Origin of the sequence: Williamsoniiplasma lucivorax ATCC 49196, from assembly GCF_000518285.1 — a bacterium.
Classification (GTDB): Bacteria; Bacillota_I; Bacilli_A; order Mycoplasmatales; family Mycoplasmataceae; genus Williamsoniiplasma; species Williamsoniiplasma lucivorax.
Window position 1 is genome coordinate 1 of record NZ_JADH01000011.1, and the last position, 20,815, is coordinate 20,815.

17 protein-coding genes are annotated in these 20,815 nt (G+C 30.4%); all 17 read left to right on the forward strand.

Annotation, left to right across the window (positions count from 1 at the left end; genetic code table 4):
- Positions 1–446, forward strand: a 446-nt coding sequence (locus P695_RS06180) for a coiled-coil domain-containing protein (protein WP_035026401.1), incomplete at its 5' end; no start/stop codon positions are given.
- A 155-nt stretch (positions 447–601) separates the two neighbouring features.
- Positions 602–2,179 (forward strand): APC family permease, encoded by a 1,578-nt coding sequence (locus P695_RS05525; RefSeq protein ID WP_051437372.1) that lies wholly within the window; start codon positions 602–604, stop codon positions 2,177–2,179.
- Positions 2,166–3,728 (forward strand): APC family permease, encoded by a 1,563-nt coding sequence (locus P695_RS05530; protein ID WP_051437373.1) that lies wholly within the window; start codon positions 2,166–2,168, stop codon positions 3,726–3,728. Before P695_RS05525 ends, P695_RS05530 begins: the two co-directional genes overlap by 14 nt.
- A 45-nt stretch (positions 3,729–3,773) precedes the next feature.
- On the forward strand, positions 3,774–4,397 hold the full coding sequence (pgsA, locus tag P695_RS0103190) for a CDP-diacylglycerol--glycerol-3-phosphate 3-phosphatidyltransferase (protein ID WP_035026404.1): 624 nt from the start codon (positions 3,774–3,776) through the stop codon (positions 4,395–4,397).
- The gene (gene rsmG, locus P695_RS0103195) at positions 4,390–5,097 is read left to right on the forward strand and encodes a 16S rRNA (guanine(527)-N(7))-methyltransferase RsmG (RefSeq protein WP_028126821.1); all 708 of its coding nucleotides are present in this window, start codon (positions 4,390–4,392) and stop codon (positions 5,095–5,097) included. Before pgsA ends, rsmG begins: the two co-directional genes overlap by 8 nt.
- Positions 5,098–5,138: 41 nt before the next feature.
- Positions 5,139–5,519, forward strand: coding sequence for a hypothetical protein (locus tag P695_RS0103200; protein ID WP_028126822.1), 381 nt, complete (start codon positions 5,139–5,141; stop codon positions 5,517–5,519).
- Between the two features lie 1,517 nt (positions 5,520–7,036).
- Complete coding sequence (locus tag P695_RS0103210; RefSeq protein WP_028126824.1) at positions 7,037–7,441, forward strand: UPF0236 family transposase-like protein; 405 nt, start codon at positions 7,037–7,039, stop codon at positions 7,439–7,441.
- Positions 7,442–8,027: 586 nt separating this feature from the next.
- Positions 8,028–8,408, forward strand: coding sequence for a hypothetical protein (locus tag P695_RS0103215; protein ID WP_028126825.1), 381 nt, complete (start codon positions 8,028–8,030; stop codon positions 8,406–8,408).
- Positions 8,409–9,437: 1,029 nt separating this feature from the next.
- Positions 9,438–9,914 carry a hypothetical protein gene (locus tag P695_RS0103225; RefSeq protein ID WP_028126827.1) on the forward strand — a complete coding sequence of 159 codons (477 nt, stop codon included), beginning with the start codon at positions 9,438–9,440 and terminating at the stop codon, positions 9,912–9,914.
- Between the two features lie 4 nt (positions 9,915–9,918).
- Positions 9,919–11,013: a redox-regulated ATPase YchF gene (ychF, locus tag P695_RS0103230; protein WP_028126828.1), complete on the forward strand. Its 1,095-nt coding sequence runs from the start codon at positions 9,919–9,921 to the stop codon at positions 11,011–11,013.
- Positions 11,014–11,178: 165 nt separating this feature from the next.
- Entirely contained in the window at positions 11,179–11,865 is a 687-nt protein-coding gene (locus tag P695_RS0103235; protein WP_028126829.1) for a YgjP family zinc-dependent metalloprotease, read from the forward strand.
- A gap of 164 nt (positions 11,866–12,029) precedes the next feature.
- On the forward strand, positions 12,030–13,229 hold the full coding sequence (locus P695_RS0103240) for an arginine deiminase (RefSeq protein ID WP_028126830.1): 1,200 nt from the start codon (positions 12,030–12,032) through the stop codon (positions 13,227–13,229).
- A 21-nt stretch (positions 13,230–13,250) separates the two neighbouring features.
- Positions 13,251–14,246 carry an ornithine carbamoyltransferase gene (gene argF, locus P695_RS0103245; RefSeq protein WP_028126831.1) on the forward strand — a complete coding sequence of 332 codons (996 nt, stop codon included), beginning with the start codon at positions 13,251–13,253 and terminating at the stop codon, positions 14,244–14,246.
- A gap of 135 nt (positions 14,247–14,381) precedes the next feature.
- A complete protein-coding gene (locus P695_RS0103250) occupies positions 14,382–15,968 on the forward strand; it encodes a YfcC family protein (RefSeq protein WP_104207579.1) in 1,587 nt (528 codons plus the stop codon).
- A gap of 18 nt (positions 15,969–15,986) precedes the next feature.
- Positions 15,987–16,919, forward strand: a complete 933-nt coding sequence (gene arcC / locus P695_RS0103255; protein WP_028126833.1) for a carbamate kinase — start codon at positions 15,987–15,989, stop codon at positions 16,917–16,919.
- A 297-nt stretch (positions 16,920–17,216) separates the two neighbouring features.
- The gene (locus tag P695_RS0103260) at positions 17,217–18,968 is read left to right on the forward strand and encodes a lipoprotein (protein WP_028126834.1); all 1,752 of its coding nucleotides are present in this window, start codon (positions 17,217–17,219) and stop codon (positions 18,966–18,968) included.
- 225 nt (positions 18,969–19,193) lie between these two features.
- Positions 19,194–20,777 carry a lipoprotein gene (locus tag P695_RS0103265; RefSeq protein WP_028126835.1) on the forward strand — a complete coding sequence of 528 codons (1,584 nt, stop codon included), beginning with the start codon at positions 19,194–19,196 and terminating at the stop codon, positions 20,775–20,777.
- Positions 20,778–20,815 lie beyond the last annotated feature (38 nt).

The following is a 20,815-nucleotide window of genomic DNA, read 5'->3' on the forward strand; positions in this document are numbered from 1 at the left end:
GCCAAATGTCTAGTAAAAAATGAATAATTAAATGAATTACCATTGTTGACTTCAAAAGTAAAACTGTGGAAACAGATTTAGAATTAAGCAAAGAACAACGCAGTGCCATCACAAATGTTATAATCGATTGGGAAGATGAAGAAAAAATATCGTTCCGAGATAAAATCAAAGAACCAGGAAAGAAGGTCACAAAAATGTTACAAGTTAAAAGACACACTAGTCCAATTGGGCCACCAATTGAAGATGACCTTCGCGAAATCATCAAAGACTTAAAAAAAGAAGTTCTTAAATTAACTCAAAAAGTTGAGTTTTTAGAACTTGAAAATGCTCAATTAAGAGAAAGAGTTCAACTTTTAGAAGCTCAAAATGCTCAATTGAAAGCAGAAAATGCTCAATTAAAAATAAGACTGAATAAATACGAAACTCAATTTGGAATTATTAATTAGTATTTACCGCCAAAAAACTCAACTCTTGAAACTTCATAAAATGAATTTTTAAGTTCATTTTATGAAGTTTATTTTTTTCTTTTTCTTATATTTTAAAAAATGATGTACAATCAAAATAATTATTTTTTGAGACCAAAAATTAGAAAGAGAAATGTATGTTAAAAAATAAAGCAAAATTTTATGAATTTTTATCACTATTCATCATGACTGTTGGAACTGTAATTGGTTCAGGAATTTTTATGAAAAACACACAATTATTACAATCAACTGAAAATCCAATCATTGCTATCATCTTATGAACTGCTGTTGGATTAGTAGCAATCATGATTGTTTATGTGTTCATTGAAATTTCGTCTGCAACAACCCATATGGGAAATGGAACTGTTGGAACTTGAACAAAGATGTTTATTAATCGCCGCACAGCGAGCTTATTCTCTGTATTTTACACAACTTTATACTACCCAATTTGTCAATCACTTTTTGCTGGAGCATTTGTTGGTTTCTTTTTTCAAACTATTGGTAAACCGTTAGATGCTGATACACAATTAATTATTTTATTAGCCACTGGAATTTTCTTAATTGTTTTTTTTAATACAATTAGTATGTTAAAACCATCACTTTCTCGTCATATTCAAGTGTTTGGAACAATCTTTAAATTTATTCCTTTATTAATTGCTTTAGGAGCTGGATTCTTTTTAATGAATACAGGAAGTTCTGCCTTTCTCAATGGTGGTTATGGTGGTCATGACTGATCAACATCTAATTTTGTGGGGGCTAATTTTATTAAAGGTTTTGGGCCAATTCTATTTGCTTTTGATGGTTTTATTTATATTACAAATGCGCAAAAACGCGCGAAATTTAAAGAAGTAGTTCCTAAATCATTATTATTTGGATTAGTGTTTGTGGCGATCTTTTATGTTTTAATTTCAATCTCATTATTTATGGGATCACCAGATGGAAGTATTGTGGAATTATTATCTAAACTATTTTCATTATCAGGATCAGCTAGTGCTGCGACTGCTGCCAACATCATTTCTAACATTTTCTTAATGGGAATTTGTTTAATTGGAGTGAATATTTTTGCAATGATTGGAAACATTGGTCTAGAATCCGATGTTGATGCAAAAATCGTTTATACACATAACAAAGGGATGAGCACTGTTCATGCTGGAATTGTTAATACAATTTTATCAATTATCTTTTTTGTCGCTTTGACTTTAGCTGGGACAATGTTTATTCGTGGTAACTGAACTGGTTTAGGAACCACTTTTGAATCTTGAACAGCAGCTGACCCGAAAAACGTTAATCTTAAAGATTATTTAAGCATGGTTAACAATAATATGTTAGCTTTCATCAACACCATGTCAACCGCCATTTCAACATTTTGTTTCTTAATGGTTGGGATGGTAATGATTGCTTCAATTTTCAACCGCAAAACTAATAAAGTTGCGGTTGAAAAAATCAAAGGCTTTATTCCACTAGCAATTTTTGGTTCAATTCTTTTGATTTTCTTTGTTATTTGTGGGGTTATAACTTTCGCTTTACCAGAATCTGGTAAAGCATGAATTGGCTCAGATGGATTCTACTTTACAATTCTTTTCGGAGGTTCATTTATTTTTGCAATCTTAATCTTTGCTTTACAAGAATTTCTCTTTTATAAAATTCCAATCACTAATGGTTTCCATGGATTTCATTCTGATCACAAAAAAGGTGTAGCGCATGTTAAACAATAAACCAAAAACGAAAACGTTTGAATTTCTAACATTATTTACGATGGTTATTGGAACTGTTATTGGTTCTGGTATTTATATGAAAAACAATGAACTATTACAACAAACCCAAAACCCAATTATTTCGATTGCTCTTTGAGCTCTTGTTGGTTTTGTTTGTGTTATTTCGGTGAGAATTTTTATTGAAATTTCGAGTTCAACCAAGCATTTTGGAAATGGAACAATCGGGAACTGAACAAAACTTTTCATTAATAGAAAAGTGGCTTCATTGTTTTCGATTTTTTATTTAGTAATGTATCTACCTTCAACCCAAGCTTTCTTTATTGGAACATTTATTATGTATTTTTTCCAAGCAATTGGAGTAGTGATTCAACCTTCAACCCAAATTTCGATTTATTTAGCAGCCGGAATCTTTGTTTTGGTGGGGTTTACTTTACTACAAATGTACAAACCCAAATACAATAAAACTTTACAAGTTTTTGGAACAATCTTTAAATTTATTCCACTAGTTATTGCCTTAGTAGCTGGTTTTGTTTTAATGGATAAAACTGGGGGAAGTTCAGCTATGTGAAATGGTGGTGGAGAAACTGGGGGTCACTGGTCAACAACATCAATTTCTAAAACCGCATTTATTGGTGGTTTTGGTGCAATTTTATTTTCATTTGATGGTTATATTTATATTGCTAATGCTCAAAAAGATGCAACCCACAAAGATGTTGTTCCGAAAGCTTTGTTTTTTGGAATGATTTTTGTGGCTATCTTTTATATTTTAATGGCGATTTCTTTATTTTTAGGTTCACCCGATGGTTCAATTCAAAAACTATTTGAAAAACTATTATCCGGAGGAGCTAAAACCCCAACTGAATTAGTAGCTAATTTATCAAGAGTTATTTCCAATAGCATTTTGATTATTATTTGTGCTTTAAATATTAATGTCTTTACTTATATTGGTGCTGTTGATGTGCAGTCTGATGCTGAAATGGGCTTGTTGTTTTCTGGTAAACAGAAAACAACAATGACTGAAAAACAAGCTGGTTGAACCCAAATGGCAATTGTTGCCATGATTTATGTGATCATGGTTTTACTAGGATTTTTTATTCCAATTGCAACAGCTGGATGAGAAGGAATCAATACCATTATTACGATGGAGGGTATCAAAACTGGCATCTTCTATGCCCCTTTAACTTTAATGGGTGAATTTGCTTCGGCGGTTTCTGCTCTTTCCTTTCTTTTAATTTCGGCAATTGTTTTTGCAGCAATCTCGAACCGCAAAACCAATAAAGTTAAAGTTGATAAAGTGCGATTCTTCTTACCTTTAGCAATCTTTTCATCAGTCGCAATGTGTCTCTTTACCTTTTTTGGAATTTTCACTTTTGTCTTTCCGAACGAATTCTTATTAGATGACAAAAAATGAATTGAAACAAGTGGGTTTATTTTCACAATTATGTTAGTCTTATCACTTATTTTATGAATTGCAGTCTTTTTAATTCAAGAAAAACTTCTCTTTAAAAAATATCCCAACCAAATGATTATTCAGGAACTTCGACAATAAAGATTTTTTTAAACATGGTAAAATTAAAAAAGATTAGGAGAACATATGAACTTACCAAATAGAATTACAATTTTTAGATTATGTGTTGTTCCTTTTGTGGCGATTTTTATTTTATTAGGTTTTTATCTAACTGATTCTCGATTTTTGATTGGCAATCAAACTTATAGTATTTCAATTTTTTATCTAATTGGGGGTTTGTTATTTATCATAGGAAGTTTGAGTGATTTTTTAGATGGTTATTTAGCTCGTAAAAATAATCAAGTCACTGATTTTGGTAAATTCTTTGATCCGATTGCTGACAAACTTTTAGTGAACACTGTTTTGATTCTTTTTGCTTGAACGGGGATGCTACCTGTTTGAATTACTTTAATTTTAATTCTAAGAGATATCTTTGTTGATTTTATCCGCATGATGTTAAGTAAAAAACAAGTCACACTTGCTGCTGGAATTTGGGGGAAATGAAAAACTGTTTTTCAAATGTTTGGTTTAAGTTTAATCTTTTTTATCTCTTATAAATTTTTCCCTCAATTTGAAAAATATGAATATGGTTGATTTAACATGGTGGTACAAATCCCAATGTTTTTAGCGGTTATCTTTAGTGTTTATTCAGGAGCTGATTATTTTATCAAAGCTTATCCCACACTTTTTAAAGGACAAAAAAATGTTTAATAATTGAAACATTTTTGATGGATATAAAAACATCAAACTAACTGAAAAAATCAAAACCCAATTAAATCAGTATTATGATTTTTTAGTTGCTGAAAATGCTAAATACAATTTAACAAGAATTGTTGATCAAAATGAAGTGTTTGAAAAACACTTTTTAGATTCTTTGTTATTTACAGAAGAATTTACACTAAACAATCAAGTAATTGCTGATATTGGAACTGGTCCTGGTTTTCCTGGTGTTGTTTTAAAAATTTTTTTTCCATATTTAAAAGTTACTTTAATTGAATCAAATAGTAAAAAAATTACCTTTTTAAAACAACTAATTACTTTGTTGGGTTTAACGGATGTTGAAATTGCGAATGAACGAGCAGAAATCTTTTCTATAGCTCAACAAGAAAAATTTGATCTTGTAATTTCTCGAGCCGTTGCCCATCTAGATATCATTTTAGAAATTGGTGTGCAAATGCTAAAAATCAATGGAACTTTTATTTTATTAAAAGGTCCGAAAGCTCAACAAGAAATTAATGAAATGGGCAACAAAGACCAAAAAATGAAATTACAGTTAATTAAGACCCAAACTTTAGAAGATACTGGTTTTGGTATTCGAGTAAATTTGTTTTATCAAAAAATTTCTACCACACCAAACCTTTACCCTCGTAAATATGCACAAATTAAAAAAACAAATGCCAAAACCAAATAATCTTTATATTAATATATATAATTTTCGTGAGGTATATATATATGAAAACAAAATTTGAAGGACAATATAAAACGGGTTTAACATTAATCATAATTGGGGCATCAATTGTGATTGGAGTTATAAGCATTATGATACTTGTTTTTTTAGCGGGGGTTGGCATGGTCTTACCATTTTGACCAACTAGAATGGTGGCGATTCCAATAATTTTTATGGTTGTATTTTTAGTACCAACTATTGTGACATTAGTTCTAGCAATTATTGAGATGAAAAACAAAACAGCCAAAAGAAAGATTGTGCTTGCTATTCTAGGAATTATCTTTTCTACAGTGCTTGGTGTTATTGGTGGTATTTTTTTACTAATTGCTGAACAAGAACCGATTAGTGTTTCCCAAACTTCTTCACAACCAGAACAAATTTTATAATTATCTGTTTTTTAATAGTTAGTTTATTTCGATAAACTAACTATTTTTTTATTGAGTACTAAGTAGTGTGTTATCGTGAATCATAAAAATCATTATCAAAAAGTAGTTATATTGATATTGAAATCATAAAAATTTTTATGTTTGATTTTTGTCTAATCTTGATGATATTTTTTATGTTGTTTTCAATGTTGAAAATGTGATATTTACAAAATGCAAGTCACAAGAATAATTACAAAAAATCAAAATTGATTTTTACTAAAAAATAAAAAAATTTTCATTACAAAATTTAATGCTTAGTGTAGCTATCGATCATTTTGATCACATTAATGTTTTTGAATCATCTTCTAACAAAACACAATAAACCATTAAATTATGATTGGTTAAATGATTTGTTAAAAATTGGTTTAATCAACTAAAACTCTTTATAAATGGTTGATTATATGATTTTGATAGCTTGGTTTTTTGGTTATTTGATGTGTTAATCAACAATGATAATCAATCAATTATTTTTATTATATAATTTTGGAAAAACTTTATTATAGTATTAATTGACAGTCTGAATTGAAAGTTAAATAATTAAAATAAGTCACACGACTTAGAAGGAATTTAATAAAATGAAAAACATATTAAACCAATTGAAACAACCATTTGGAGATCCGAGAATTTTTACAAGAAATTCTTTTTGCAATAACGAGACAAATAACACTAAAGAAATTATTTTTCATAACAGAATAATAGTCTATTCAGCACTAGCCCAACAAATAAAGAAGGAAACAAGATACTTAATAAACGGAAAAGAATAGATCATTTAAATATGAAAAATATTTTTAGATTTTGATACCCTTAAAAGCCAAAGGCTGTTTTTAATTGTGCAAAAATGCAATCATGTAAAATGAATAAAAACATTTTTCCCTTTTAGAACAAGTAAGTTATTTATTTATTTTAACGATTATAAATAAATATTAAATGAGCAAATGTTAATGATAAAGCCTCCCTACATCTTTGTTAAAAATGAAGATGTCTTTCCTATTGTTCGACTTTTTTGCCCCTACTTCTTTGTTAGAAAATAACCCCAAAAAAATATAATAGACTAAAAGATGATGAGTAAATTACTCCCCAAAATTTGCATATTACAATATTAAAATTTTATATTCATCATCATAGTTATTAATGAATTAATCGTTCTTGCTTATCGTGAATTAAGCCGTTAAAACTTTTGAAGATCAAGAGAAATAATTTTTAGTGTATGAATATTATTGTGTTGTGAATTCACCTTTTTTAGAATTTGGTTTGGAATATTTGTTGATTAAATTTTTCATTTTAATCAATAAAAAAATTTCTATTTTTTAAGTTCTTGAAAAGCTATTCTGGAGAGTTGGATTCAAAAATAAAATTTTTAAGGGTGGAATATATATCTACACATAATATTCAATTATAAAAATCATCATTTGATTATTTACTCAAAAGTTATTTGAATTTTTAAAAGTAAAAATTCAAATCATAAGGAATATAAAGTGATGCCTAAACAGACAGAAAAAAATAGAAAATTTTTATTGAATATGAGATCTAAAATCGAAGACAAAGATTTAGAGTTTTTTAAAACAAGAAACAAGGCGAAGTATGTCCTTGTCAAAATTAAAGCCAGAGTAATTACAACTGAATTTGGCAATTTAGTTTACAAACGTCGTATATACAAATATTTGGAAAATTACACTTGAAAATATGTGGCTTTTGTTGATGAATGTTTTAATTTTTCTAAATGATCAAAAATAGATCCTAAGTTAATTGAAAAAATTAAACAACAAATAGAAATGGGCGAACGCTATCAAAAAATTGTTGATATGTTTCCCTTGGCTAAATTGTCAATTATGACTATTTCTAGAATCCATCAATCTATGGAAACTTACAAAAAAGGTAAGTAACAAAACAAAAACAAAGATTAATTAAATTAATAAAAATCAAGCAGTTTTCACATTATGTGTAGTGCTTTTGTGTAATCAAAAAGCTTATTTCAAGCTTAAAATAATGTTAAAAAATAATTTGAGAACAAAGGTATAAAATTTATAAATAAACATCATAAATGTTTACGAAATGGAGAAAAAATTTACTTTCAACTCACTCATTAAATGATTCTGTCGGAGCATTATTTTTAAAGCTGGCATCTGACATTGAGTGTGTTTTTTAGTGTCTTTTTTTGTGTACAAAATTAAGACATTTTTATTAACAAAATTTGTTCCTTAATCGGATTGCACAATCATTTTTTGGCTATCGTTTTTAGCATACTTTTCAATCATATCTAAAACTTTTAAAGCAGAATTAGAATTTTTAGAAGTGTTCGGTAAAAATGCTGGTCGACAATTGTTGAATCAAGCAAATCATAAGCAATCATAGAATTTTGTTTATTTACTGGACCAACTCTGTTTTCAATATGGAATTTCTGGAATAAACACATTTCTGCCTTAGGTGATAATTGGTATAAAATATAAGTGTGTTTCATGGAGGTATATAATGAAAACAAAATTTGAAGGCGAGTATAAAACTGGCCTAACATTAATCATTGTGGGTTCTTCAATTCTAATTGGAATTCTTGGGATTATGGTAATTGTGCTTCTCGTAAGTATTGCTGTAATTGGTTCTGCAACGCAAGTGGCGGTTTTTATCGGATTGGTGGTCTTTATGAGTATTTTCATCGCACCAACTATTGTAACTTTGGTGTTGGCAAGCATTGAAAGAAAACACAAGACTACTAAAAGAAGAGTTGCTCTTGCTGTTCTGGGAATTATTTTTGGGAGCGTTATTGGAATAATTGGTGCTATTTTTTTACTAGTTGCCAAAGAAGAATCGCCAACTCCTCCCGTCGAAAATAAAGATCAAGAAATTAAAGCATAAAATTTTTAAAACTTTGTAATAACTAGTTTCCTAAGTGGGGGGCTAGTTATTTTTGTGAATTTTTAATTTCATTGTTAAAAGTAAAGGTTATTTTTTCCGCCACACATAAGGCAAAATATAAAGCAAGTTTAACCATTGTTTTAGCCATTAGTTTCATTGGGATGCCATACTCATTAATTGTTGTTTTTATGATTGCAAGTGGTTTGGCAGGAGTAGTCTTTTTTCTATTATCTTTTCTAATCTTTTTTTAATTCCTACATGATTATCATGGTTTTTACGATTCGTAATTTAAGGCAAAAACAACAAAACACAAAATTGTAATCAGTGTTTTAGGGATTATTTTTAAAGGTCTAACACTACTCTCGACCCACTTTTGTTTATATCAATTATTGGTATTTTGGAACGTCTACTTTCACTTGCTTTTGGAACTTTATGATCAACCGAAGGAATTCTTGTTCGGGTTGCTTCCAAACAAGCAATTGAGGATGAACGAACAGGTTCACAACTAAACAAATTGCATTAAAATTACACCAAGAATTAGAGTCATAATTCTTGGTGTCTTGCAGTTTAAACAAGGTAAAATTTATCAAAAATCACTAAGAATTTTTGATATTTTTTTTGTATTTTTTTATTCATTTATATATTAAAAAACAACACCAAATAAAATTGGAAATGTTGCTTTTTAATTATTCTTTTGAAACAAAACAATAGTGGTTTTGTTAACTAATCATCAAAATAAATGCACTACTAATATTATTTTGAGTATGTTGAGCCTAGACTGAACTCATAATTTTCCTACAACACTTTTGGGTTAAATTCTATACTTGTTGTTGTTTTTATTTGCACTTTCTATTTTTTTCTTCTATTTGTTTGCTAATTCTTTTTTAATTCTTGGCTAATTAAAAAGCGAATAAAGAACTAAAAACCAAAAGAAGATATTACGTTTTCCAATTTTGGCATTCTAAAAAAATATTTTAATAAATTTAATACAAGTGTATAATTAATAAGATTTATACGGAGGTAAATAGGATGAAAACAAAATTTGAAGGGAAATATAAAACAGGATTAATCTTAGCAATCATAGGTTCTGCAATCTTTTTAGCATTAGGAACAATTTCATTGATTGTGCTATTAGCAACAATGACTGTTATTCCAACAGCTAGCATTTTAGCTTTGGTTGTCTTAGGAATTGAAATAATTCCTGTCATCATTATCATGGTTTTTGCAGTTAAGGATTTAAAAGCAAAAACAACTAATCGAAAAATGACAATAGGTATTTTAGCAATTGTTTTTGCTAGTCTATGTCTTATTGCTTTAATTATTAATTTTGCGACAACTTTAAGTGTGCTTGGAATAATTACTAATTTAACTGTGGCTGCTTTATGAATGACTGGTGGAATTATGCTATTAGTAGCTGAAAAAGAAGTGAGCAATGTTGATACACCCCAACCACCAGTTACACCAACCCCAACTGAACCAAAACAACCAGTTGAATTAGGGGCGTAATTTAATGGCGTTACAAGTAGGAATTGTTGGGTTACCAAATGTTGGTAAATCAACTTTGTTTAATGCAATTACTAATTCCAAAGTGGAAGCGGCTAATTATCCATTTGCCACTATTGAACCAAATGTGGGAGTTGTTGAAGTTCCAGACAAAAGATTGGATCAATTACAAACAATTTTTGGTTCTAAAAAACGCATTGCTACAACAATTGAATTTGTCGATATTGCTGGGTTAATTGCAGGAGCTAGTAAAGGTGAAGGTTTAGGCAATGCTTTCTTAGCAAACATTCGTGAAACAAATGCGATTTGTCAAGTGGTGCGTTGCTTTGATAATAAGGACATTACCCATGTTGAAGGTAGCGTTGACCCAATTCGTGATATTGAAATTATTAATTTGGAATTAATGTTAGCTGATGAAGCATCAATCAAAAAACGCCTGGAACGTTTAGCATCAAAAATGCGCGCAAACGATAAATTAGCTAAATTTGAACATGATGTTTTAGTTAAGTGTCAAGAACACTTAACTAAAAACTTATTATTAAATTCGCTAACTTTAAATGAAGAAGAAATGAAAATCTTATCTGGTTTTCAATTATTAACTTCAAAACCATTTATTTATGTTGTCAATGTGAATGATGATGAAATTGCTATGGATAATGATTATGTAAAACAAGTCCAAGCATATGCCCAAAAACAAGGTTTTGCAGTTGTGAAAATTTCAGCAAAAATTGAAGAAGATTTATCTGAAGCTGATGCTGAAGAGAGAGATGCTTTTTTACATGAACTAGGAGCAGAACAAACTGGTTTAGAAGCTTTAATTCAAGCTGCTTACCAAACACTTGGTTTGCAAACTTATTTCACAGCTGGTCCTCAAGAAGCCCATTCATGACAATTTAAAAAAGGGATGAGTGCTCCACAAGCTGCCGGCATTATCCATACTGATTTTGAACGTGGTTTTATTAAAGCAGATATTTACAATGTCAAAGATTTATTGGCATTAGGCAGTGAAAAAGCTGTTAAAGAAAATGGTAAAATGCGTTTAGAAGGTAAACAATACATTATGCAAGATGGCGATGTTTGTTTCTTTAAATTTAATGTTTAAAAGACTTTGAGTCTTTTTTTATTTAGAAAAATATTGCTATAAACAAAAATTTAATGGATATTTTTAACTAGTCAGTTTCTGTGATGCTGTTGAAATTGCTAGAAATGTTTTCATTTTTTTTACAAGTAACTAACAACAACATTTATAATTTATGAGAAAGGATTTATGAGTACAATTAAAAAACAAATCAGTGTTAATGGTAATTTAGTGAATTACAATATTACTTATCGTGATCAAAAAAACATTATTTTAAGAGTTAAAGCTGGGGAAATTGTGCTTTCAGCTCCTTTTAATACGCATGATTGATTAATTGAACAAATGATTTATAAAAATTATCATTTAATTAATAAACACCGTTTGAATTATGATGTTCATTCTAAATTTGATTTATATGCCTCAACCCCATGAATTAAAATTTTAGATCAAAAAGTGAATATTATCTTTTCTTTAGATAATATTCACCCCAAATTTATTGATGATGAACTCCATATTAAAAAATATTTTAATATGGAGGAACAATTAAATAAAATTTACACTTTTTTAGCTAAACAATATAAAAATTGGTTTATTAATCGGACTAGTCGTTGAGCGAGTTTAATGAATTTAAATTTTAAAACTTTAAATGTAAAATTGATGGCGAATAAATGGGGGGTTTGTTATACCCAAACCCAAAACATTGTTTATAATACTAAATTAATTCATTTCCTACCAGAAATTATTGATTATGTCATTGTCCACGAATTAACTCATTTAAAGCATCCTAATCATTCCAAAAACTTTTGGTATACAGTTGAAAAATACCTCCCTAACTATCGGGAATTAAAAGAATTATTAAATCAACCACAAGTTTAGGTTGATTTTTATTTATGATAATTTCGCACCCCTTTTTTAAAAAAGATAAATTTAAAAAATAACAAGAAAATTTACTCGGTAAAAATTAAGTAGTAAAATTAAAAATGTGAGATGGTTTATCTAAACCATAAACCATTAATCACCGGAATTGAAGGAGACAAATTATGGAAAAAAAAGTTCATGTTTTTTCAGAAATCGGTAAATTAAAAAGTGTTTTAGTTCACCGACCTGGGGATGAAGTAGAAAACTTAACCCCAGAATATTTAGAAAGGTTGTTGTTCGATGATGTGCCATTTAAAAAAGTGGCCGTTGAAGAACACAACCAATTTACTGAAATAATGAGAAATAATGGCATCGAGGTTCTTTATATTGAAGAATTAGCTGCTGAAACTTTAGACCAAAACCCAAAATATCGCGAAACATTCGTTGACGCTTTCATTAGCGAAGCAAATGTTCGTCAAGATTTGGTTAAACCATTTAAAGAATTTTTAATGAAAATGAATAACTTAGAGATGGTAATCAAAATGATTGCTGGAACTAAAAAATTAGAATTAGGATTGGTAAATGATCAAGACAAATATCCATTTGTTGCCGACCCATTGCCAAATGTTTTGTTCCAAAGGGATCCATTCGCTTCAGTTGGAAATGGAATTACCATGCACCATATGTGATCAGTTACAAGAAATAGGGAGACAATTTTTCCTGACTTAGTGTTTAAATTGAATAAACGCTTTGCAGGAAATGTCCCCTATTTTTATGAAAGAGAATGAAAAGATTATATTGAAGGAGGGGACATTTTAGTTTTAAATAAAGAAACATTAATTATTGGTGAATCACAAAGAACTTCAATGGCAGCTATTGAAAAAGCTGCCAAACAAATTTTTGACAAAGGTTCATATAATAAAATTATTGTTTTAGATTTACCAAAATCAAGAGCATTTATGCACTTAGATACTGTCTTTACAAATATTGATTATGATAAATTTATTGTTCACCCTCTAATCTTTGATTCAATTGACCAATTCAAAATTTATGAATTAACTAAAAATGGTAAAACTGAAATTAAAAAACCTTTAATTGAAGTTTTAAATGAAGCTACAGGTCATAAAGTGCAATTAATCAAGTGTGGTGGAGAAGATCCAATTGCCGCTGGTCGCGAACAATGAAATGATGGAACAAACGTTCTAACAATTGCCCCAGGAGTGGTCATTGCTTACGAAAGAAACTGAGTAACTATTGATTTACTAAAAAAAGCTGGTGTTAAAGTGATTACAACTCCATCTTCAGAATTATCACGCGGACGTGGTGGGCCAAGATGCATGACCATGCCAATTATTAGAGAAGATTTACCAAAAGGTAAATAGCATTGTCCAGAAAGGAAAAATATGGCAGTAAATTTAAAAGGAAGAAGTTTTTTAAAACTTCTAGATTTCACACCAAGAGAAATCAGATACTTACTAGATTTATCACGTGATTTAAAACGTGCTAAATATGCAGGTGTTGAACAGAAAACGATGGAGGGTAAAAATGTTGTTTTACTTTTCCAAAAAGACTCAACTAGAACACGTTGTGCATTTGAAGTTGGAGCATTAGATCAAGGTGCTCACGTCACTTATCTAGGACCTTCAGGTTCACAATTTGGTAAAAAAGAATCAGTTGAAGATTCAGCAAAAGTTTTAGGAAGAATGTATGATGCAATTCAATTCCGCGGCTATAAACAAAGCGATGTTGAAGCTTTAGCTAAATATTCAGGGGTACCTGTTTACAATGGGTTAACTGATGAATTTCACCCAACCCAAATTCTTGCTGACTTTTTAACAGTCGAAGAACATTTGGGATATCTAAAAGGACGTAAATTAGTTTTTGCTGGTGATGCTCGTAACAATATGGGAAATTCATTAATGGTCGGTGCGGCTAAAATGGGAATGCATTTTGTAGCAGCTGCACCAAAAGATTTATGACCAGATGTGGCATTGGTTAACCAATGCAAAGAAATCGCCAAAGAAACTGGGGCCAAAATTGAAATGTGTGATGACATGCTAAAAGCATGCAAGGACGCTGATGTTATTTATACAGACGTTTGAGTTTCGATGGGAGAACCAGAAGAAGTTTGAGCAAGTCGTATCAAAGATTTAAAACCATTTCAAGTCAATATGGCAGCGATTAAAGTTGCTAAATCAGAAGTGATTTTTATGCATTGCTTACCAGCCTTTCATGATTTAAATACTGAAGTGGCTCAAGATGTACATAAAAAATTTGGTCTAACCGAAATGGAAGTAACTAACGAAGTTTTCAACTCAAAACACTCTGTTGTTTTTGAGGAAGCTGAAAACCGTTTACATACCATTAAAGCTGTAATGGTTGCCACAATTGGAAAATAATTCCAATTTTGATACAAATTGTTATACAATTACAAAAATAAAAAAAGGAGGAAACCTATGACTCAGGTAGAAGAAAAAAAAGGTCTTTTTAAACTAAGATCAAAAAATTCGAACAAACCAAAACGAGGATTTAAAATGTGATCTGCATTTTCCATCTTGATGTTAATTATTGTTGTTTTGATTTTTATGTCTTGAATTCTGAAGTGAGCAGGAGCAACAACAAATGTTCACATCCCGGGCGCTTGAGATACAGCTAATGGAGAATGAGCCGAGGGAGCAAACTGAATTAAACCGCATGATGAAATAAAAAATATAAGTGCCCTTGGTATTTTAGATATATTTATAGCCCCAATGAAAGGGTTTTTAGGAAGATCGGGAATTATCATTTTCGTTTTAATGCTGGGAGCATTTTTAAACATGGTGATTGTGTCTAAATCTTTAGAAGGTTTTTCACAATCAATTGTGTCAAGAATGAAAGGTAAAGAAATTTGAGCAATCATTCCATTGATGATTTTCTTTTCAGTAGCCGGAACAACTGAAGGAATGGCTGAAGAATCATTAGCATTCTATATGATTATGATTCCATTAATGATTGCTGCTGGTTTTGATACATTTACCGGACTATTAATTGTCTTGGTTGGAGCTGGAGCCGGAGTGCTTGCTTCAACTGTTAACCCATTCTTAATTTCGGTAGCTGTTTCATCTTTAAATCAAGGTGTACCAGATCATTTACAAATGTCTGTTGGTGATGGATTAGTTTGACGTATTATATCTTGAGCTGTCATCACAGCCATTGCAATTGGATTTGTCTTTTGATATGCACGTCGTGTCAAACAAAATCCACAAAAATCAATCACATTTGCCACTCGTGAAGGTGATAGAGAATTTTTCTTAGCTCATGTGACTGAAAAAATTCAAATGACATGAAGAAGAAAAACAACATTAATTTTCTTTGCTGTGACATTCTTCTTTATGATCATGTACTTAGTCGGTTGGGATGCAATTACCGGAACAACCGCTATGGAAGATATGGCTAATTGAATTCATACCCATATTCCATACTTAAACTCAACAATTCCTGGTTTTGGAAATGGTGGCATGGAAATTGTTGCCGGATTCTTCTTAATTGGTACAATCGCCGTCGGATTGATTAACACCATTGGTGTTAAAAAACAACCCGGAGAAACTAGTGAAACAATGATTTTGAAAGACTTTATGACTGGAGCTTCCGATCTTTTAAGTGTCTGTTTAATTATTGCAGTTGCTGCTGGTATTGGGTTTGTTTTAGAACAATCACATATGCAAGAATGAATTGTTAGTGGTTTAACTAAATCAATTGGTGGAATTAATTCTGGAATTGGAAAAGTAATAGTTTTATATATTATCTTTTTACCGCTTTCATTCTTAATTCCATCGACATCAGGATTTGCTGCTGCCGTCTTCCCATTGATATCTGGTATTGTTAGAACCGAATCTGGAACAGGACCATTTGATCCTGTGACTGCATCTGGATCAGTGCTAGCCTTCTCATTTGCCTCAGGAATTATTAACATTATTACTCCAACTAGTGGAGTTGTTATGGGTGCAATGGCAATTTCAAGAGTTGATTATGGAAAATTCTTAAAAGGGGTCGCCCCATTATTGGGAATTCTCTTTGTAGCTTCAATTCTTTTAATCGCCATTGGTGGAGCAATTGCTGGTGTCTCTCCAATAATTGCTTAGAAATAAGGAAAAAATAAAATGTCAAAAATTGTTGTTGCTGTTGGTGGTAACGCTTTAGGAAATAGTCCTGAAGAACAAAAAGTTATCGTCAAAAACACAGCCAAACATTTAGTTGATTTTGTTGCCAAAAACAACGAAGTTATCATTGTTCACGGTAATGGACCACAAGTGGGAATGATTACTAATGCTTTTGATCTTGCACATAAAAGTGATGCAAAATCACCTATTGTAGATTTCCCAGAAGCTGGTGCTATGAGCCAAGGTTATATTGGATATCATCTGCAACAAGCGATTGTGAATGAATTGAATGCTCGTCACTTAAAAAAATCAGTGGCCGCGATTATCACCCAAACTGTTGTTGATGCTGACGACCAAGCATTTCAAAATCCATCTAAACCAATTGGTCTATTTATGGATGAAACTGAAGCAAAACAATTAGCGCAAGCTAATCATTGGGATGTCAAAGAAGATGCTGGTCGTGGTTGGAGACGGGTTATTGCTAGTCCTAAACCAATTGATATTGTCGAAAAAGCGATGATTAAAACCTTGGTTGGTCAAGGTTATATTACGATTACAGCTGGTGGAGGTGGCGTGCCTGTCATTCAGAAAAACAATCGATATCTCGGAGTTGCTGCAGTGATTGATAAAGATTTTGCTGCTGCTAAAATTGCTGAAATTATTGAAGCAGATTCGTTAATTATTTTAACTGCTGTGGATCGTGTTTTAATCAATTACAAACAACCAAATGAAAAAGGTTTAGTTGAAATGTCAATTGCGCAAGCTAAGCAATATATTGAGGAAAATCAATTTGCTCCAGGTTCGATGTTACCTAAAGTGCAAGCGGCAATGACATTTGTTCAATCAACAAATGGCAAACCAGCCTTTATTGGTTCTTTAGAACAAGTTGATGAAGTTTTAAAAGGCTTATCTGGAACTAAAATCACAAAATAAAAACAGTCTAAGAAAATCTCGATTTTCTTAGACTGTTTTTTGTCTAGTTTTTGGTGAATTATTATATTTTTTACAAATACATAATTACAATTAATCAACAATATTTTTGATAATGTTTCGTAAAAAACGAACTCGATTTTTGCAAAATTAATGATTAATTTTAGCTTTTAAAAGTGATTAATTTGAGTTGAAAAAAACTCCAAAAAAATCTTTTTCGTTTTTTGCAAAATTACTTGAAAAGAGTAAACAATTCTATATATTGATTTGTAGGGAAAACCTACAGAAAGAAAAAACAAGATGAAAAAACTATTAAGTTTACTAGGGGCTGTTGGATTAATTTCAACTAGTGCAGCAGCCGTGGTTTCTTTTGCGCACGCACCAGAAATCAGAAATGCAGAAGATAACCAAGAGGAAGGCAAAACTTATACACAAAACTTAGCCGGATTACGAGACTTGATTGTTGATGCTAAAGTATTGGGTCAAGGAGCTAAGAGTGTTCAAGCTTTTGCGGAATTAAAAAAAGAAATTGGGGAAGCTGAAGCAGTTACTCAATTATGAACCAATGAAAAAGATGACTTGACAATAGTTACTGCAGCAATAACAAAATTACAATTAGCAATAACAAAATTTAATACTGATAGTGATGTAATGGCAAACAAAGCAACATTAGGTACAAGAATAACTAATGCAAGAAAATTATTAGATGATAATTCACATAAAACAGCATCAGCTAAAAGTGCTTTACAAGGAAAAATTGATGAAGCCAACAATGTGTTTGAGGATGCAACAATTACAATTCTTCAACAAAGCACAGTCAATGAATCTATTACAATTTTACAGTTAGCAATGATTACTTTTGCTCAAAGTCAAGATGAAAAAGCTGATACAAATGCATTACAAAGCAAAATTAATGAAGCTAGAGCAACACTAGCAAATGAAATATATAAAAATAAACCAGTCGCAGTTATTCACCAATTACAGGAAGCAATTAAACTTGCTGAAATAGTTGTAGAAAAAGGGTATAGCAAACACAGAAATGAACAAGTGATTGTCGATCAACAAATAGATATATTAACCCAAGCAATTGAGAACTTTGTGAATTCTAATAAAGTGAAAGCTAATTTAAGTGCATTAACAAGTTTAATTAGTACAGCTCAATTAATTCAACAAAATCATAAATCTGATGCTGATTGAAACACTTTACAAGCAGCAATTGGACGTGCTATGGGTGTTGTTACAGCACAACCAATCAAAGATAAACAAGATGATGTTAATGCTGCAGTTATAACTTTACAAGCAGCAATCAATAATTTTAATAATGCTGCTAACAAATTAGCTGATGTTTCATTGTTAAAAACAACTATTGATCAAGCTAAAACAATTGTAACCAAACCAGTTGATAAATTAGATGCTAATTGAAACACATTCCAAATAGCAATTGCGAATGCTAAAAGCATTTATGATAGTGCACCAACAATTAATCAACAAGAAGAAGTTAATACAGCAAGCAACACACTTTTTACTGCACTATTAACTTTCTTAAATTCAGCTGCTAGAATTAACATTAATAAAATAATTGCCAATGGAACATTCATTGCTAATATTGCAAATAATCGCGAAGAAACTATTGCAGCAGCAGTGGCAGCAGTCTTAACAAGTAAATCAATGACTAAAGACACTGATTATACAATCTCTGTAGCAACTAAACCAGTTGGTGAAAAAACTAAAGTGACTTTAACAGGAATCAATGGTTATACTGGAACAGCTGAAGTGACTTTTGCAATTGCAATTAGTAATATTGAAACTGAAATTAAAGATCTTGTTGATGAACATAAATATGCAACTTGAAATGCTGAAGCGTTACAAACAGAAATTGATAATAAATTGGATAATCCAGGTGCTCTTAAAGTAGTTTTAGTAAGTGAAGATGCAGAATCAGGTACTAAACGTTTCTCAATTACTGCTAACGAAAAATTTAATTACAGTGCTTATCATGGTTCAATCGAAGTTTCATATCAATTTGATGAAGATTCAAAAGATGAAGAATAATTAGTTGAACATAAGAATAAAATTTAAACTATTAATTTAAAAAGAATTAAGCCCATTAAATGGGCTTAATTCTATAAAAAAACATTATTTAATTTACTTTCAATGTGTGAAATAAACTAGTGGTATTAATATACAAAATAATATTATTAAAAACCAAACAAGCAAATTTATTTAAACAAATTAAAAACAAAATTAAATTTTTAAGAAAGGAGAACACATTTTAAGATGAAAAAAATATTAAGCTTTTTAGCAGCTATTTCCATAACATCAACAAGCACTCCGCTTGTTGTCAATTGTAATAATTTCAAACCCATGGACATTAATAAAATAATTACTAAACATGATTTAGGAACTATCAAGATGAGTAATGAACGAGAAATTTTAAAAGCCATTAATCAAGAAAAAAAATCTTTTAATTTTCAATTGAAAGATTTAGAAATTGAAATCATTAAGCCAACTGGTTTGGATAAACAATTCCGTGCGAACATCAAAGGTAAGAATAGGTATTTTGGACAAATACAAGTTAGTTATGTGATCCATGATTATTTATCAGATTTAAAGAATTTAAACACCGAAGCTCAAACTTATCAACAACAAGAGTTAAAAAAAGATGATTTATGATTTAATTTAAATTATTATCTTGGTCTGGCAGAAGGGATGATTAAATTTAACCCATCAGTTATTCAGTATGATTTGGTGATGAATGCACTTTTTAACTTACAAAACGCTATGGATGAATCCAAAAATGGTGGTTATAAAGAAGCAGATAAATCAATGTTAAAAGCTAATTTGGATGTTGCTCGATCAATTGCATTAACAAATAAAGATGTCAGTTATATAACAATATTCCAACAGGCAATCAGTGATGCTCAAACTGTTTATGATAATCCGAATTTAACTATTAATGACCAAAGAACGGTTATTGATTTAGAAACCAATAAATTATGAATGGCAATTTTCACCTTTATTCAAACCCCAAACAAACTTTCAGGTCAAAATCTACAACAACCAATGATTGAAGAAAATGAAGAAATGGGAGCAATGAAAATATTTGGTTTATTAGAGGATGAGAATTTTGATGATAAACCAATATTACAAGGAGAGCAAATGGCATCAACTAACCAACAAAATCAGTTATCAGAAAGTGTACGATTGAATAACCTAATTCTTCAAGCACAAGCTATTGGCCAAGGAAATAAGGCAATTAATGCTTACGCGACTTTAAAAAAAGCAATCGGATATGCCGAAGGAATTGCTAGCGTTTATACAAGCGAACATGAAAATCCAATCTCATTAACCACAGTGATTGTTGATCTACAAAAAGCAATTGATGATTTCGCTAAAACCAATGATTTAAAAGCCAACAAAGATAATTTAACACTTTTAAAAACGCAAATTAATGGTATTTTAGGTTTAAATCATTTCAGAACAGATAATGCTGTTGCAACTTTAAATAGTGCATTAAATAAAATTGAAGAAATTCAAGGTCAAGATTTAGGTATTAGCCAACAAGATATTGTTGATCAAACTGTGATTGCAGTGAGAAATATAATAATTGCATTTTATGCTCAACCTTTAAAAGAAGCAGATTATAGTAAATTAGATGAACTTATTGAAGAGGCGCAAGACTTGTTAAGTGACAACAACAAAGAAATTGAAATAACTCAAAGATTAGCTAATCAACTAGCCAAGGCAAACCACATTAAAACATTAAACTTAAAAGCAAATGAACAAGAGCAAATAGAGTTGGTTGAGATTGAATTGAGTAAGACAATTGAACAATTTGAAATAGAACCTATCAGAGTATAATATTTTAAATTTATGTCTTTAGAGTATGTCAACTTAAA